This window comes from Cohnella abietis (assembly GCF_004295585.1).
GTDB lineage: Bacteria > Bacillota > Bacilli > Paenibacillales > Paenibacillaceae > Cohnella > Cohnella abietis.
In genome coordinates this window covers 6,320,357-6,336,679 of the sequence record NZ_AP019400.1, presented here as the reverse complement: position 1 = coordinate 6,336,679, position 16,323 = coordinate 6,320,357, and the positions used below count along the sequence as shown (strand labels likewise).

Sequence of the window (16,323 nt, the reverse complement as noted above, 5' to 3'; positions counted from 1 at the left end):
TGCAGACAATCCATATTTGGTGAGGGATAATAGACGCATGTTTAGCAAAGACATTGGCATCGATCTAGGTACAGCGAATGTATCTATTCACGTGAAAGGCAAGGGAGTTGTCCTCGACGAGCCATCTGTCGTCGCTATTGAAAGTGACACTCGCAGGGTGCTTGCTGTCGGTGAGGAAGCTCATCGCATGGTCGGGCGTACTCCAGGCAATATTATCGCAATTCGTCCTCTTAGGGACGGTGTTATTGCGGACTTTGAAGTGACGGATATGATGCTTAAGGCATTCATTCAAAGGGTTGGAGGCAGGAACTGGTACAGTCGTCCACGTATTCTGATCTGCGCTCCTACGAACATAACATCTGTGGAACAGAAAGCAATCCGTGAAGCAGCCGAACGAAGCGGAGCCAAAGAAGTATTTCTTGAGGAAGAGGCTAAGGCGGCTGCAATCGGCGCGGGAATGGATATTTTCCAGCCAAGCGGGAATATGGTAGTAGATATAGGCGGAGGTACGACGGATGTTGCTGTTCTTTCTATGGGCGACGTCGTAACCGCCTCTTCTCTTAAGGTTGCAGGGGACAAGTTCGATGCTGCAATTATGAGATACATAAAAAATAAATATAAGCTGTTAATCGGTGAACGAACGAGCGAGGATATCAAAATAAAGATTGGAACCGTATACCTCGGCGGTCGTAGAGAAGAGATGGATATTCGCGGTAGAGACATGGTTACCGGCCTACCACTAACGGTAACTATTCACTCTGATGAAGTACGCGAAGCTTTGTGGGAGCCTGTCATGTCCATAGTAGCGTCAGCTAAAACTGTATTGGAGCGTACACCACCAGAATTGTCTGCGGATATTATCGACCGTGGAGTTATTCTTACTGGTGGTGGCGCGCTTCTGGATGGACTGGATGCTTTGCTTTCAGATGAGATTAAAGTGCCTGTGCTAATCGCTGAGGATCCTATGCATTGCGTCGTTAAAGGAACAGGAATCATGCTTGAACATCTCGACAAAATGACTCGCAAGATTAGATAAATTAGAGTGACCAACTGGGAGGAAGCTCCATGTTAAGAGGTTTATATTCAGCTGCATCGGCGATGCTCGCCCAACAACGACGTCATGATACGATTACGAACAATATCGCCAATATGAATACGCCAGGCTTTAAGAGCAGTAGTGTAGTTTCCCGATCCTTTCCTGATATGCTCATCGCTGCGCAAGGAGGATCAAATCCTTCCGCGGGTACACTTGGCAAGCTAAGTACAGGCGTATTTGCTGAAGAAAATTTGCTGCAGATGGGCCAAGGGGATTTACAACAAACCTATCGGTCCCAGGATTTGGCTCTTGTTTCCGACTTGCTAGTTGATGGTACCGTGTTTAATGCGTCAGGAAAATCTGTTGACGAGAATGGCGATGTAACCTATAAGCCTCAGGCTTTCTTCTCTGTATTATCGCCAACAGGTGAAGAGCAATATACGAGGGACGGGAGCTTTAAGACAGCTCCAGACGGGACGTTATTAACTTCAGACGGCTACGAGGTTGTTGGGGTGAACGGCAATCCGATTACGGTGAACGTTCCTTGGGAACAGGTTGGTGTAACTGCAAACGGCAGACTGGTAGATGCAAACAGCGGGTTACCGCTTCAAGGCGCGCCTCAGCTACGCATCATGCGAGTAGATAATCCTAACCTGCTCATTAGAGAAGGGAATGGGATGTTTCGTTATGCGGGCGACCCGGCGGGTATTGAACAAATAGCTGATGATGAAAGAGTTGAAGTTCGTCAAGGCTATCTGGAACGATCCAATGTGGATGCTGCCCAATCCTCAATTGATATTATGGCTGCTCTTCGCGCATATGAAGCAAATCAGAAAGTCATTCAGACCTATGATCGTAGCTTGGAGAAAGCCGTTAATGAAGTTGGTCGAGTTTAACAACCCCAATAGGAGGAACGTCTAAGTGAACAACTCCATGATTACTGCGTCCGTATCCATGGGCGCCCTTCAACAAAAGCTGGATATGCTTGCGGACAATATTGCGAATTCTAATACTGTCGGTTACAAACGTAAAACAGCGGTCTTTGAAGATATTATGACAAGCCTTAATCCTCATATTGAGGATTTTAATCAGCCTGGACGTCGTACACCGCTTGGTTTTACCCAAGGCTGGGGAGCAAGATTAGCCTCGATGCAGACGGATATGTCTCAAGGCTCTCTTCTAGAAACAGGCAACATGACCGATGTGGCAATCGAAGGCAATGGATTGTTCGAGGTACGTACAGCCGGGGACATTAATGGACCACGGGCATTTACTCGTCACGGTCCATTCCAGCTGATGCCAGATAAGAATGGCGACCGGATACTCGTTACGAACACAGGACAGCAAGTTGTCGGAAGTACAGGAGCGGGAGAGGGCTTTATCCGCGTTCCAGCTGGCTACGATTTAAGTGTTGCTGCTGATGGGACGTTGACAGCGGTTGGACAAGAAGGTACGACACCAATTAATTTGGGCAGACTGAAGCTAGTAGAGGTTACTAACTCTGAGCTGCTACAGGCTGTCTCTGACAATATGTTCGGTATACCTTCAAATGTTAATGCGACAGATGTAGTGCGTGACATAGTCGCTGGTCCTAATGGTGGGTCCGGTATATCTGTTCATCAAGGCTTCGTGGAGCAATCCAATGTTAGCATGGCGGACGAAATGACTGATTTGATGATGGTACAGCGTGCTTATCAGCTAAGTGCAAGGGCTCTAACATCAAGTGAACAAATGATGGGAATGGCTAATAACTTGCGCGGATAAGTGTTGATGGCGGATAATGGGTGTAATAAACCTCCGCCATGTTGTGCGATGAAGGAGACGAAATCTTCATGACAGCAACCCCCCGTTCAAATGACCAAGGTAACAGAACCTCCTCTGGAAGGATCGTTGCTCGTGTTATTTGGATGAGTATAAAAATATTAATTATTCCTGTTCTATGTATCTCGGCTTTAATAATTGGATTGGCAGTAGGATACGTCATTCTAGGGGACAAGCCCTTGGCGGACGTATTTGATTCCAGTACATGGAAGCATATGTATGATCTCGTGTTCGCGGAGGGCGGCTGATGCCTGGCCTGCGCCTTGCAACCGGGACAGAAACTCTCCGGCTTCTGCTCGGGGAGTTTTCATTTTTAGGGGTGAGCGTTATAATGATGGGGAACTTTAGAGAACGGGGGAGTACAGGGAATGAACGTACCTAATATGCTTACAATGTCCCGTTTTGTATTAATCCCCTTATTTTTATTTTTTTATTTCAACGATCAAACGATTACTGCTTTATCCATTGTACTTGTTGCAGGGTTAACCGACTTTCTAGATGGTTACATTGCACGTAAGAGCGGGCAGGTTACGGTTACTGGCAGCATGCTTGATCCACTTGCAGACAAGCTTATGATGCTAGCTGTCGTAGTGGCGCTACTAATCAAGAGTGTCCTTCCCCTATCCGCATTTCTGGTTATGGCTTTTAGGGAATTAGTCATGATCATTGGTTCAGCTATCTATCATTTCCGTGGATTAAAAACCGTGCCTGCAAACCTATTCGGTAAAGTAACAACAATATTGTACTATGTAGCTATACTACTTTTGTTCCTTGAATTGCGTGGAGGAGTAACCGTGTTTTGGTGTGGTATTGTTTTATCCTTCTTGACTTCGGTTATTTATTTCATGAAATTCAAAAGTATAAACCAAACAACTACTTAAGCTGCGCTCCACAAAAGAGCCCGCCGCCGGCTTTGAAGATCTGCGGGCGACGGCAAGCTCTCTTATATCAACCTTCGCGACTGCAGCTCGCATCAGGGATGAATGTATGATTTGCTATTTGGAAATAAATTATACAGTTAAATTGGAGGATACCTACCATGTTGGACATTGTACAAATACAAGAATTAATTCCCCACCGCCCCCCGTTTCTCTTAATCGATCGTATTTTAGAGCTTGAACCAGGTAAACGCGCTGTGGGGCTCAAGAATGTCACTATGAACGAGCCTCACTTCGTAGGGCACTTCCCAGGATATCCAGTGATGCCGGGCGTCCTTATCGTAGAGGCGCTAGCACAGGTAGGCACAGTGGCCATGCTTGCGCTCGAAGAAAACAAAGGTAAGCTTGGTTTTTTTGCGGGCATTGACGGTTTCCGTTTCCGTGGACAGGTTAAGCCTGGTGACACTTTAATATTAGAGCTTGAAGTAACACGTTTGAAAGGCCCAATCGGCAAAGGTCGGGGCACAGCGCGTGTAGGAGATACTGTTGTTGCTGAAGGCGAGCTTATGTTTGCTTTGTCCGATCCATCTAAAGCCTAAAGAAAAGAGAGGGAGAGATAACGATGGCTGTAAATCCTCAACTCCTATATGAAGCTTGGTTAAATGATCCTGACATAGATGAACAAACAAAAGAGGAATTGCGTAGTATTCAAGGCGAAACGGGTGAAATCGAAGATCGCTTCTATCGCGATCTTGAATTTGGAACCGGTGGTTTGCGCGGTGTAATGGGTGCCGGAACGAACCGTATGAACCGTTACGTAATCGGTAAGGCAACGCAAGGCTTTGCTCATTTTTTATTAGGAGAGAGCTCTTCTCCATCAGTTGTCATTGCTCATGATTCCCGCAACAATTCTGATGTTTACTCTCTTGAAGCGGCGTGTGTGTTAGCGGCAAATGGTATTCGTACTTATTTGTTCCGTTCCTTACGCCCAACACCTCAGTTATCCTTCGCGGTAAGAGACTTGAAGGCTACCGGAGGAATTGTTGTAACGGCAAGCCATAATCCACCTGAATATAACGGTTATAAAGTATATGGAGCGGATGGAGGACAGCTAGTCCCTCATCAAGCGGAGCAGGTTATTGGTCAAATTAGAGATATCACATCTTTCGACGAAGTGAAGCGCCTGACTCAAGCGGAGGCGGAAGCCCAAGGGTTACTCTGCTGGCTAGGTGATGAAGACGATCAACGGTTTGTTGATACTATAGTCGCTCAGACTGTTCAGCCAGACCTTATTAAAGAGGGAGCGGGAGCAGCCTTGGGTGTTGTCTTCACGCCTCTACACGGTGCTGGGAACCTGCCTATTCAGCGTGTGCTAGCTCAAGCGGGCTTTACTAATGTAAATGTCGTCTGGGAGCAGGAGCAGCCTAATGGGCTGTTTCCAACGGTCAAATCTCCTAATCCAGAGGAGCAAGAGGCGTTCACGCTGGCCATTAAACTAGCTAAAGAAACGGATGCTGACATTATTGTAGGCACCGATCCGGACTGTGATAGAATGGGAGCCGTAGTCAAGGACGATAAAGGTGACTTCGTCGTTCTGACGGGCAATCAATCGGGTGCCTTGATGGTTAACTATTTGCTATCGAATTTAAAAGCTCAGGGCAAGCTGCCTGTAAATGGTGCTGTCATTAAAACAATTGTAACGAGTGAGATGGGAGCAGACATTGCTTCTTCTTATGGCTGTGAGGTGTTTAGTACTCTGACGGGCTTCAAATATATTGGAGAAAAAATGTCGCAGTTCGAAGCAACGGGCTCTCATACCTTCCTCTTCGGTTATGAGGAGAGCTATGGTTATTTAGCTGGAACGTATGCGCGGGACAAGGATGCTGTAGTAGCCGCGCTCCTTATCTGTGAAGCTGCAGCGTATTACAAATCGCAGGGCAAGACTTTATATGATGTTCTGCTAGAGCTTTATGCCAAGCACGGCACTTATTTGGAAAAGCTGGAGTCACGGACGCTTAAAGGTAAGGATGGCGTCGCCCAAATCGGTGCAATTATGGACGATTGGCGCACGAAGCCTCCAGAAGAAATTGCAGGTGTAGCCATCACCCAGGTGCTTGATTATGGGAAGGGTCTAGATGGGCTGCCTGTGGAAAATGTACTGAAATTTCTACTTGCTGACGGCTCATGGTTCTGCTTGCGTCCATCGGGGACAGAGCCGAAGATTAAGATTTATTTTGCGGTACGTGGAACTGGACTAGATGGAGCGACGGCTTCCTTGAAGCAGCTAGCTGACGTCGTAATGGCCCGTGTGGATTCGTTAGCTTAGTTAAAATGAAGGAGTGACCGTTGTGCCCCAGTGGTTGAATACATGGAATGCAAGATTTGCTCGTTGGCTTTGGTATGTTGTTTTGCTTGGTGTCGTTGCTGCACTACCTGTTATGTATGCGAGGGTGCAAACTGAAACATCAGCTGATAATGTAGCGATTGTAATGGACTACCGTGACTTACTGCAGGTTAGTAGCTCTCAGCCTAATCCGAATCAATATGTGCAGGAGCAGCTTAAGCTGCTGAAGGGTGCGGGAGTAAATGCCATGGCTGTTTTTGAAAGCACCTTAGAGGAGCTTTCTTGGGCAGGGGAAATTAACGTATACAACGCCACTCAAGCGGCATTGTTAGAGGATCGTGTATCACCTCCAGAGGATAATGGTACATATGTGGTATTTAACCGTCCCGAAAATGAGAAGGTCATTCGTCCGATCATTGAGTGGGCATTCCGTCACCATGGTGCAGAGGTAACGAATTGGTCGATTAAGGATCATACTGGCTTGCGTTTAAACATGGGTTATGAAGATGCCTATATTCGTGCGATGCAGCCGAATCCACTATCTATGAAAATGCTGAAGGATCAAGGCTTTCTAATTATTCCTCGAATATCGGATCGGTTTACTCCTTATGACCCAGACGAGATTGCCAAGTGGTTGAAATCGTTTAAGGAATTTGGGGTAACTCGTGTTCTGTTCGACGGTGAAGCCGTTACTGGATTCGGTAAAGGTCTTAAGTTTGGCGGCGTGCAGCGCTTTGCTGACGACCTTAATGAAAATGGTATTGGCGTAGCTATATTCGAGAACCTGAAGACTCCGCAGAAGGGGATGTCTAAGCTAGCCAACCTACTGAAGTATAATGCGATTAGAGCGCATTCGGTTGGGGAAGCGGAAATGACGATTATTAAAAACCCTGTGCTGGAGGACCGACTCGTATTGGCGGTTAAGGATCGCAATATTCGTTTGCTCTACTTAAATGCGATAACGGTCAAGGATGGAACTAAAGGACAAGTTACTAATCCAATGAAAGACATTGTCGAAGTTCTACAGGGAGATGAAGAAGATTCTGTAGGCGCTGTGAAGCAGCTAAACAATTTCGGGTTTAAGATAGGAGAGCCTAAGGCTTTCGAGGTTCATAAAGCTCCTCAAGAAACGTTGCTGCGAGGACTTGCGATGCTTGGTGCTATAGCGCTTGTAGCATTAATGATTGGTTTGTTCATTCCAGCACTTCTATTGCCTGTTTTTGTGGCTGGAGTAATTGGAGGGGCTGGTCTACATGTTCTAAGCCCAACGCTAATGGTACAAATGTTAGCTTTGGCAGCAGCTATAGCTGCACCAACTGCTTCCGTAGTATTGCTAATTAAAAGGATTCGGGTACTTCGTGAAGGTACGGAGGCTCAGCCGATATCACCAATGCGTCGATTAGGGGGGGCTATACTCCTACTCGTAAGAACGACAATTTTATCTTTAGCAGCTATTCCATTTATCGTTGCGCTGCTTAACCATATTACTTATAGCTTGGTCTTGCAGCAATTCCGGGGTGTGAGCTTGTTACACATTCTACCGATTGGTTTGGTTGCGCTGTATGTATTCTTGTACGGCTCCGGAGATACGGTTCTAGGGAATACAAAGAGAATTCTATCCATGCCACTTACAGTGTTGTGGATTGTAGGTATTGGTATTCTCGGTGCGGCAGGCTTGTACTATATGACAAGAACGGGTAATGCAGGTCAAGTGTCGGGTCTGGAGCTACAATTCCGTTCATTACTCGAAAATACTTTCGGCGTGCGACCTCGTACGAAGGAGTTTCTACTGGGACATCCGCTGTTCTTTGCAGGGATCTTCCTAGCGCTCCGCTATCGTTGGGCTATGGTGTTACTCATTGCTGGAACAATCGCGCAGCTATCAATGGTCGACACGTTCGCACACATTCATACGCCGCTCCTGTTGTCACTCATTCGGATTTTCCTCGGACTAGGTATCGGGGTATTGCTCGGATTAGTTATTATTGCGGTGTGGCAAATTGGCGAGAAGCTATGGTCAAGATGGGTTAAGGGCGCTGGACAAGCGGTCTAAAACAAGCCTTAACCCATGGGATTATACGATAGGAAATGTTATTCTGCAGAGACTAACGCTGCTCGGTAACGTTAAAGGGGCGGAAGAAAATCGGAAATCGCGGTAACAATAGATCAGGAGAAGGCGGAGAGGTGTATCGTCTTGTCCTGTCGGGATATTATGGCTTCCGCAATAGCGGGGACGAAGCGGTGCTTAAAAGCATCCTAACCGCGCTCGAAGAAGCCGCAACAGCTGTCGGCGTTACAGTCATTCCAATTGTACTGTCGGGCGATCCTGAGTGGACGAAGCGGCAGTACGGCGTTGAGGCAGTCCATCGGACGAAGCTTGGTGAAGTGCGTAAAGCGCTCAAGAACAGTGATGGACTTATTAGCGGAGGGGGCAGCCTGCTTCAGGATGCAACGGGGCTTGGCTCCATTCCGTATTACTTAGGTATCATGGCGTTGGCTCGCTGGTGTGGTAAACCAACGTTCGTGTATGCACAAGGAATCGGGCCGGTTCATCGCAAAATTTTCCAGCCTTTTATTGCAAGAGTTTTTAAGAAGGCTGCTTATGTGTCGGTGCGTGATGAGGAGTCGGCCATGCTGCTGCGGCGTTATGGCGTGCCTCCAGGTCACATAGAGGTTGTGCCCGATCCTGTGATGGGCTTGCCGGAGGGTGATCAGGTTGGCGGAACTGAGGGTGAGGGAGAAGCGGCGCCTGTCGGCGCCGCTGGGGCTGTTCAGGACACACCACCTGTGGTGGGCGTGTCCGTCAGGTTCTGGCGCAGCGACCGCGCGGACCTGGACCGCGCGGCTGCAGCGCTTGAAGCGCTGGCCGGACGCTATGCCGTCCGGCTGCGCTTCCTGCCGTTCCATCAAGGCGCGGACGAGGATGCGTCGCGCTATGTGATGGAACGGCTAGCGGGCTCCGGGGTCTCAGCGGAGCTGGCCCCGGCGCACGATGACCCGCAGCTGATGCTGCGGGAGGTTGGCCGATGCGCGTTGCTCATCGGGATGCGCCTGCATTCGCTTATCTATGCGGCGAATCAAGAGGTTCCGCTGCTCGGCCTCTCGTACGATCCCAAGATCGATCAGTTCCTGCATCGGCTGGATCAACGTGCAGTCGGCACAACGGAATCACTCGATCCAGAATTTTTGGCGCAGCAAGCTATTGAAATATTGAGCAATCCCGAGCAGTGGCAGCAATCCTGCGGAGCTACAATTCAGCGCCTTAAGCAGGAAGCTACCCGTCCTTCGCAACAAATCATTGCTCACATACGTACTTAGTATAAGTAATATTCTGATATTGCTTGTAGACATACAAACCAAACTGCTGGAGAGTGACCCAATTGAAGTCCAAAACGAAGCCGTACCCAACGGTTTCCTTGTATGGCGTACCGTTTTCCAAGATGAATATGAAGGAAACTGTCGGCTATCTTGCACAAGCCATTGAGTCTCGTCGTCCACAACGGGTAATAACGGGAAATCCAATTATGCTTATGGTCGGACTGGACAATCCGTCATTCCACCACACTTTGTCCACGGCTGATCTCGTCGTTCCTGATGGCTCAGGCGTTGTATGGGCGGCTCGTCGCCTTAAGCAGCCGGTCCAAGAGCGTGTCGCTGGCTTCGATCTCATGCATGAATTGCTACGAGAAGGAGATAAACGGGGCTGGAGCGTGTATATGCTTGGTGCTTCGCCTGACATCATTAAGGCCGCACACGATAAATTGCAAAAGCAATTTCCGGGAATGCGGTTCGTCGGTCACAGAGATGGTTATTTTACAGATAAAGAAGATGGAGAGGTCGTCGAGCTAGTAAGAGCGGCTAAACCAGATTTGTTGTTTGTTGCCCGTTCTACGATGAATCAGGAGCCTTGGATTGAGAAATATCAAGATCAACTCGGCGTCCCTGTTGTAATGGGTGTAGGAGGCAGCTTTGACGTTGTGTCTGGTAAGCTTAAGCGTGCCCCGGCACTATTTCGCAAGCTGGGCATGGAATGGTTTTATAGGCTACTTCAGGAGCCTACACGGTTCAGGAGAATGCTGGTATTACCTCGATTTGCTCTCAAAGTGATTAAAGACGGAGAAAAAGTCCTGAAACATAACAATCCATCATGAAAACTTTCATGATTACAAGCTAAATCGTTAAAAATGGCGGAAAACGACAGAATTATCACCTTGTTGAAGTCCTTGTGATCGGAGTATAATTCATTCCGGTACATAAAAAGGGGAGTTGTAGATGATGTCTGGCTGGATGCTCGGAATTGGACTTATTTCATTCATCGCTGCAATGGCGCTTGCGCTTGGTTTTACACCACTCGTAAAGAAATTGGCAATTCGAATTGGCGCAATTGATGTGCCGAATCATCGTAAAGTTCACACGAGAATAATGCCCCGTTTGGGTGGAGTTGCTATCTATGGCGCCTTCACAGTGGGATTGCTACTTATATTGCCTTGGGTACCTGCTGATATGCTCAGTACTTACGACCGCAATTTGATTAGCGCTCTACTTGTAGGGGGAACGCTAATTGTAGTGCTGGGTGCGCTTGATGACAAGTTCGATCTGTCAGCTAAGCTCAAATTGCTCGTACAGATTGGCGCAGCGTGTATTGTTGTATTTGGATATAATATCAAAATTGATTTGCTTAACATTCCATTCGGCTCGGCGATGCAGCCTTTGGGTGAATGGCTTAGTATTCCGCTTACGATCTTATGGATTGTAGGGGTAACTAATGCGATCAACTTGATTGATGGTTTGGACGGGCTAGCAGCTGGTGTGTCCGGTATCGCAGTCGCTACGCTACTTGTTATGGGTATTATAATGAGCAATGAGGCCATTATTATCCTATCAGCTGTTTTGCTTGGCTCTATTGGAGGCTTCTTATTCTTTAATTTCCATCCCGCGAAAATATTCATGGGTGACTCGGGCTCGCTGTTTCTCGGCTTCGCCTTGGCGACGTTGTCCATGCTCGGATTTAAGCAAGTTACAGTTGTCTCTTTCGTAACACCGTTACTTATTATCGGGGTTCCGTTATCGGATACCTTTTTCGCGATAATCCGTCGCTGGGTGCACAAGAAACCGATCTTTGCACCGGACAAAGGGCATCTGCATCATTGCTTGCAGCAGCTCGGCTTCAGCCATCGTAAGACTGTGCTCATTATTTATGGGATTGCAGCTTTCTTCGGCACATGTGCGATCGTTCAGTCCTCTGTCTCGAATTCGGGCTTAGGTAACTGGATAACCTTCATTGTTATCTGTGCTCTCGTGTTCTTGCTGCAGATTGGCGCAGAGCTTATCGGAATTGTAGATCAATCCCGTCGCCCTGTTCTCGACTTGCTAGCTCGATTACGGATGAAGCCGCAGACTGATTCTCGGGGGAAATAGCACTTCATATTTACATTAATATTTTCTCATACCTTCAATAAATCCCCGGTCTCTTATGAGATTCGGGGATTTTTTATCGTTTTCGCCTAAATATTCCTCCCCTCGTGTCCGATAACAGAGGTACACCCATAATGCCGGGAAGACACGTAAGGAGGAACTCATTGTGTTTAGAAAATTCAGTGCCGTAATTCTAGTAGTAGCACTGCTACTTCAGTTGTTCCCCGCTCAAGCACCAGTTGCTAATGCGGCTGTAGGCAACGGAAGCTTTATTTTTCCAAGTGAAAGTACTGACCCTCAAGCACCTCGAATTACGACGGATGCACGGGTTACTCTTCAAGGTTCAATTAACAACATCAACGCTTCTACGATTTCTTACAGCGTATTTCAGATTATTGACGACAAAGGAAATGAAGATCCATCCGATGACATCATCGGTAATTCCAAAGTGGATCAAACAAGTAATGTTTACAATGAAGGCAATGCTATTACTGTTTTTAATTTAGAGCTGTTTCCTGGTAAAAATAGAATCACGTTCAAAGGTCTTCAAGGTGGAGGAGAGGTTGCAGACACCTTCTATATTGATTACCGCAATGGACCTGTATTCTATAACTTGTTGGCCCAGATCGATGGACAGGCATTCCCTGTTAACGATAGTAACACAACTGTCGTCTATTCGAATGCATCCAAAGGACGCAGCAACTACGATATCAGCATTACCGGTAATGCGCCGAACGCTCAGAGCGTGACGATTATCGTTAACGGTAACAGTAAGACGTACAATGTTAACCCAAGCAACAATAACAGCTTCGTTGCATCTCCGGTGAACTTGAAAAAGGGGAAGAACCTCGTAACAATTCGAGTGAAGAACAACTCCCAGACGCTTGAGACGACACGTGAGATCGCTTTCTACAACGGCAGCGTCACTTATTACGATGTAAATGTTAATGAGGGCTCAGGTGGGTCCCCGCTTGAGTACTATCCGAACTATAACTATACAGATTCCAGTAAAGTGCAAGTAACAGGTAAAGTTATTGTTCCGAATTCCGAATATGCGGATGTAGTCGGCGGTGCCCTTCAGCCCCATCCGGATCCATCATTGCCTAGTACAGGGTCTGACCCAACAGGCACGAAGCTCGTTAAAGTAAACTATACACTCACGGGTGGAACATCATCCGTAATTGGATCTGTTTATGCTACAATTGATCCGTTAACCTCTAAAACAGACAAGTTCTTTGTCTATTCCTTTAAATTGGACAATAGTGTGCTAGCAGCGAGTGGAGCTCTTGTTGATGACAAGCAATATAACCTGCAACTAATGTCCGACAACGAAGTGAATAAGCATCTCAATGTTACACCTACACTAGAGGGAACTAGCTCCCTTGGATTTACATTGCAGAACGGCACAAAGCCATATATTTATGAGATCAATTATCTCCAATCGTATAATGGTACGAATTACGAGAACATCACGGGTGGGGCATTAGCTGGCTCTAACATCTTCGCTATGCCGTTTGCGGTTGAGGTGCTGATTGGTAATCCGACTAATTATGGTATCAATGATAGTCCGATTAGTGTTCCGACAATTCGCGATGTAGCGAATAACGAATATAAATATATTGATCCTAAGCCGTTTGAGTATAAGAGGGTAAACATCAAAGGTACTGATGTAACTACCGTTACTAAGATGGTCAACGGGGTGACTAAGACCTTTTACCGTGTAGTATATGAATTCAGTAAGATGCCAGTAACAGGCACTCAGACTATCGATTTCACGATGACTGGAGGTACTGCATCTTCTGTAGTTAAGCCGGTAAAAGTAAATCTTCTGTATGGTCCTTTTGCCAATTACGATAAAGCTGTCGATGGTATGATAATTAAAGTGGATACAACAGAAACTGATACGGTTCAGGCTATTGAAGTTATTACTAATAAGCTGGGCGACCTTGCGGGATCGTTCAAGAATATCCCGAATACTAGTAAAATAAGATACGTGCCAGTGACTTCTGGTAATAATGTTACATTAAATCAGACGGTATTCTTATATATCAACAACACTCTCGTTCCTTTAACCCAAGGTACCAACGTGAGTGACTTCAAGTTAAATATAGGAACAGCCGCAGGCCAAATAAGTCTTACAGATGTTTATAAGAAGTTCTATTCCGGTGAGAATAAAATTAAAATTGTGTATCAGACGGAAACAGATTATTATCAGAAAGAAATCAAGGTAAGTGTCATTCCAACGAACTTGCCGGTAATACCTGCGCCTGGAACATCAGGTGTGTTCCCTTATGGAACGCAATACAAGGATGCTCCTCTGCCGAACGATCCAAGCTTTCCGATTCGCGGTAGTATTTATACAACAACGCTATCAGAAATGAACATTTTCGGAACCTTTGGTTTCTTAGATCTCGGTACAACTGAACAAGTTGTTCGTAATAAGGTAGATAGCATGCGTGATTCAGGAACAGCGGTCAATTATATTTTGAAAGTCAGTACGCCTGGAAGTAATGATATACGCTGGAATTTGACTGATGCTATTCAGTTACTGCAGGACGGCAAGGTTGTTGGGACAATACCGGCAACATCTTCTACTTCGAATACCGGCAATCTAGCCGTTCAGTACAACATGAATCTTCAATCCTTTTCCTTCATTTTGAAGGACCAGCAATTGAATGCAGATGGAAGCTCTAAAATTTATAACTTCTTCGTCTACAACAGTGGCGAAACAGGGCCGCGTGCGAGCTTCCGTTTAGAAGTCGATCCGACCTCAATCCCTTACAAGGTGCTGCGCCCGATTTTACCGGAGAAGAGAATTGTGAATCAGAATTTTATCGAGGTTGTTATTGCTGCACCAGGAGCTGATAAGGTTCTGGTTACCGGCGGAGATCTCAAGGCTTTCAAGATGGAAAAAATTGATTTCGACACCAACAACGACGGAACAATAGATTATCCGAATGCGTATCGCGCTTTTGTTACGGGCTTGAAGCCGGGTAAGGACAACAAGATTGATCTGATTATTTCAAATGGTAAAGATGTTACAAAAGACAGCATTCTAATCAAATACGTACCGACGAATATTCCAGGTGCGGGTTACTTAGAAACAATGAAGAGCTCTCATAAGCAATTTGATGGTAGCTTAAGCCTTAATTTCCCTAAAGGTACTTCGTTGATCCGTCAAGATTTTAATGTGCCGCAGAATTTGAAAAATCAAATATTTGATGGCCACAAATTGATGTTCGCCATTGCAAACCCGGAAGATGGTGTGGTAGATCGTCATGAGTATGAGACTCTGCCAGCTAACTTTGACTTAATCCTGCAGAGCTTCGGGACAAGATTTAATGTTTCATTCCCAACTCATTTCATTAAATCAAGTCCGGTATTCTGGATTGACGCGGGACTTGCGGATGATCCGTCTACAACAACCTTCGATCCATTAAAGATGGGTGTGGATCCTTATCAATTCCCAGGTGCCAAAGGGCCTGGTGGGACTGATATTCCGACCTATGACAATCGTCCAGATAACCGCGAGCTGGTAACCTCCAAGATTGGCACGCTTGAATTGAAATACGATGAGAATATGCGTGATAATGTAGGTACAATCATTACAGTGCTACGTTACGATGTGAAGAACAAGTATTGGGAGAATCTCGGTGGAGTAGTCGATACGAAGAAACACACGATCAAGGTTCCGTTCACACAATTTGGATATTATGTCGTTTCTAAGATGGCATACTCCTTCTACGACATTACACAGCATCCATATGCTAAGAACTATTTAGAAGCTATTTATGCTAAAGGTATCATGAATCCGGTTAGTTACGACCAATTTGGAGCAGATATCTATACATCTCGTGGGGAGTTTGCACGGATGATGGTTAAAGCTATTGATATTCCGTTGAATTATGAGCTGAGTAAATCGCACTATGATGATGTGCCGTACACGATTAATCCTGATGGTTTATGGGATTTCCGTTATGTAGAGACAGCGGCCCGCCAAGGTCTCATTAAAGGAACAACACCGAGATCATTCGAGCCTAATGCAGCTCTCTCCAGAGAACAGGCAGCTGTCATTATAGCCCGTACACTGAATTTGAAATTAGATACAGATGCCAAAAAAATTGATGCTGCATTGCAGAAGCAATTCAAGGACTATGCACAGATTGACTTCTACGCTCGTGCTGCCGTATTGGCAGTATCTAAGAAAGGCTTTATCTTAGGTACTCAAGTAGATCCTGAGAATGCTAAGAAAGGCTTTGTATTCGAGCCTAAGTCAAACCTGCTTCGCTCGGATTCAGCAATCCTAGTAGCTAGAATGCTTGCAGATAAGAAACGCCTACCAAAGATTAATTAAAGATAAGCTTGGTCAAGCGGGCATCTTCACCCATCTAATATGGGGAAGGTGCCTCGCTATCTATATGCTTCAACTTGGTTCTATAGGAAATGATTTACCAATGACGTAGTCTCTCGTCCAAGCTATACTAGAGAAGCCAAGCGACCTTACATAATGAATTCGATTCAGTTGTAGGTAATGAGGTTAAAAAAAGTTAGACGAATTTGATTTAATCCGCAACTTTTCTCCGCGTCGTGCGTTTAACATGATGAGACATTCAAGAGGGTCTCTAGTACTAATCTTTATTAGCTCTCTATGAAAATGTTCTTTACGCTACACAAGCGACTCATGTATAATGGGGAAAGTGGCATATTTTTCCCTGCGTACTTTGGCTTGGTTTTCGATTCTATTCTTTTGATTACAAGTTTCTGCGACATGATCTACCATTAGGCATGCCGTCAGACATCAATTATAGACAATGCTCTACTCAAGGAAG

Annotated in this window: 12 protein-coding genes; all 12 read left to right on the top strand. The window is 45.9% G+C overall.

Features of this window, described 5'->3' with window-relative positions; translation table 11 throughout:
- Positions 1 to 37: 37 nt before the first annotated feature.
- The 12 genes from mreB (at position 38) to KCTCHS21_RS27710 (ending at position 15,848) form a co-directional block, all read left to right on the top strand.
- Positions 38 to 1,036 (top strand): rod shape-determining protein MreB, encoded by a 999-nt coding sequence (gene mreB / locus KCTCHS21_RS27765; protein WP_130615495.1) that lies wholly within the window; start codon positions 38 to 40, stop codon positions 1,034 to 1,036.
- 29 nt (positions 1,037 to 1,065) lie between these two features.
- On the top strand, positions 1,066 to 1,932 hold the full coding sequence (locus KCTCHS21_RS27760; protein ID WP_130615493.1) for a flagellar hook-basal body protein: 867 nt from the start codon (positions 1,066 to 1,068) through the stop codon (positions 1,930 to 1,932).
- Between the two features lie 25 nt (positions 1,933 to 1,957).
- Positions 1,958 to 2,800: a flagellar hook-basal body protein gene (locus KCTCHS21_RS27755; RefSeq protein WP_130615491.1), complete on the top strand. Its 843-nt coding sequence runs from the start codon at positions 1,958 to 1,960 to the stop codon at positions 2,798 to 2,800.
- A 68-nt stretch (positions 2,801 to 2,868) separates the two neighbouring features.
- Positions 2,869 to 3,105 (top strand): DNA-directed RNA polymerase subunit beta, encoded by a 237-nt coding sequence (locus KCTCHS21_RS27750; protein ID WP_232057989.1) that lies wholly within the window; start codon positions 2,869 to 2,871, stop codon positions 3,103 to 3,105.
- A 120-nt stretch (positions 3,106 to 3,225) separates the two neighbouring features.
- Positions 3,226 to 3,738 (top strand): CDP-diacylglycerol--glycerol-3-phosphate 3-phosphatidyltransferase, encoded by a 513-nt coding sequence (gene pgsA, locus KCTCHS21_RS27745; RefSeq protein ID WP_130615489.1) that lies wholly within the window; start codon positions 3,226 to 3,228, stop codon positions 3,736 to 3,738.
- A gap of 158 nt (positions 3,739 to 3,896) precedes the next feature.
- Positions 3,897 to 4,334, top strand: coding sequence for a 3-hydroxyacyl-ACP dehydratase FabZ (gene fabZ / locus KCTCHS21_RS27740; protein WP_130615486.1), 438 nt, complete (start codon positions 3,897 to 3,899; stop codon positions 4,332 to 4,334).
- Positions 4,335 to 4,357: 23 nt separating this feature from the next.
- Positions 4,358 to 6,061, top strand: coding sequence for a phospho-sugar mutase (locus KCTCHS21_RS27735; protein WP_130615484.1), 1,704 nt, complete (start codon positions 4,358 to 4,360; stop codon positions 6,059 to 6,061).
- 112 nt (positions 6,062 to 6,173) lie between these two features.
- Positions 6,174 to 8,132 carry a DUF5693 family protein gene (locus KCTCHS21_RS27730; RefSeq protein WP_408621823.1) on the top strand — a complete coding sequence of 653 codons (1,959 nt, stop codon included), beginning with the start codon at positions 6,174 to 6,176 and terminating at the stop codon, positions 8,130 to 8,132.
- A gap of 131 nt (positions 8,133 to 8,263) precedes the next feature.
- Positions 8,264 to 9,397: a polysaccharide pyruvyl transferase CsaB gene (gene csaB / locus KCTCHS21_RS27725; RefSeq protein ID WP_130615479.1), complete on the top strand. Its 1,134-nt coding sequence runs from the start codon at positions 8,264 to 8,266 to the stop codon at positions 9,395 to 9,397.
- 62 nt (positions 9,398 to 9,459) lie between these two features.
- Positions 9,460 to 10,230 carry a WecB/TagA/CpsF family glycosyltransferase gene (locus tag KCTCHS21_RS27720; RefSeq protein ID WP_232057988.1) on the top strand — a complete coding sequence of 257 codons (771 nt, stop codon included), beginning with the start codon at positions 9,460 to 9,462 and terminating at the stop codon, positions 10,228 to 10,230.
- A gap of 121 nt (positions 10,231 to 10,351) precedes the next feature.
- Positions 10,352 to 11,497, top strand: coding sequence for a glycosyltransferase family 4 protein (locus KCTCHS21_RS27715; protein ID WP_232057987.1), 1,146 nt, complete (start codon positions 10,352 to 10,354; stop codon positions 11,495 to 11,497).
- Positions 11,498 to 11,660: 163 nt separating this feature from the next.
- The gene (locus KCTCHS21_RS27710; protein ID WP_130615477.1) at positions 11,661 to 15,848 is read left to right on the top strand and encodes an S-layer homology domain-containing protein; all 4,188 of its coding nucleotides are present in this window, start codon (positions 11,661 to 11,663) and stop codon (positions 15,846 to 15,848) included.
- Positions 15,849 to 16,323: the final 475 nt, after the last annotated feature.

Coding starts and splice junctions, on each gene's coding strand:
- mreB (WP_130615495.1), top strand. CDS start 38: ATGTTTAGCAAAGACATTGGCATCGATCTAGGTACAGCGAATGTATCT.
- KCTCHS21_RS27760 (WP_130615493.1), top strand. CDS start 1,066: ATGTTAAGAGGTTTATATTCAGCTGCATCGGCGATGCTCGCCCAACAA.
- KCTCHS21_RS27750 (WP_232057989.1), top strand. CDS start 2,869: ATGACAGCAACCCCCCGTTCAAATGACCAAGGTAACAGAACCTCCTCT.
- pgsA (WP_130615489.1), top strand. CDS start 3,226: ATGAACGTACCTAATATGCTTACAATGTCCCGTTTTGTATTAATCCCC.
- fabZ (WP_130615486.1), top strand. CDS start 3,897: ATGTTGGACATTGTACAAATACAAGAATTAATTCCCCACCGCCCCCCG.
- KCTCHS21_RS27735 (WP_130615484.1), top strand. CDS start 4,358: ATGGCTGTAAATCCTCAACTCCTATATGAAGCTTGGTTAAATGATCCT.
- KCTCHS21_RS27730 (WP_408621823.1), top strand. CDS start 6,174: ATGTATGCGAGGGTGCAAACTGAAACATCAGCTGATAATGTAGCGATT.
- KCTCHS21_RS27715 (WP_232057987.1), top strand. CDS start 10,352: ATGATGTCTGGCTGGATGCTCGGAATTGGACTTATTTCATTCATCGCT.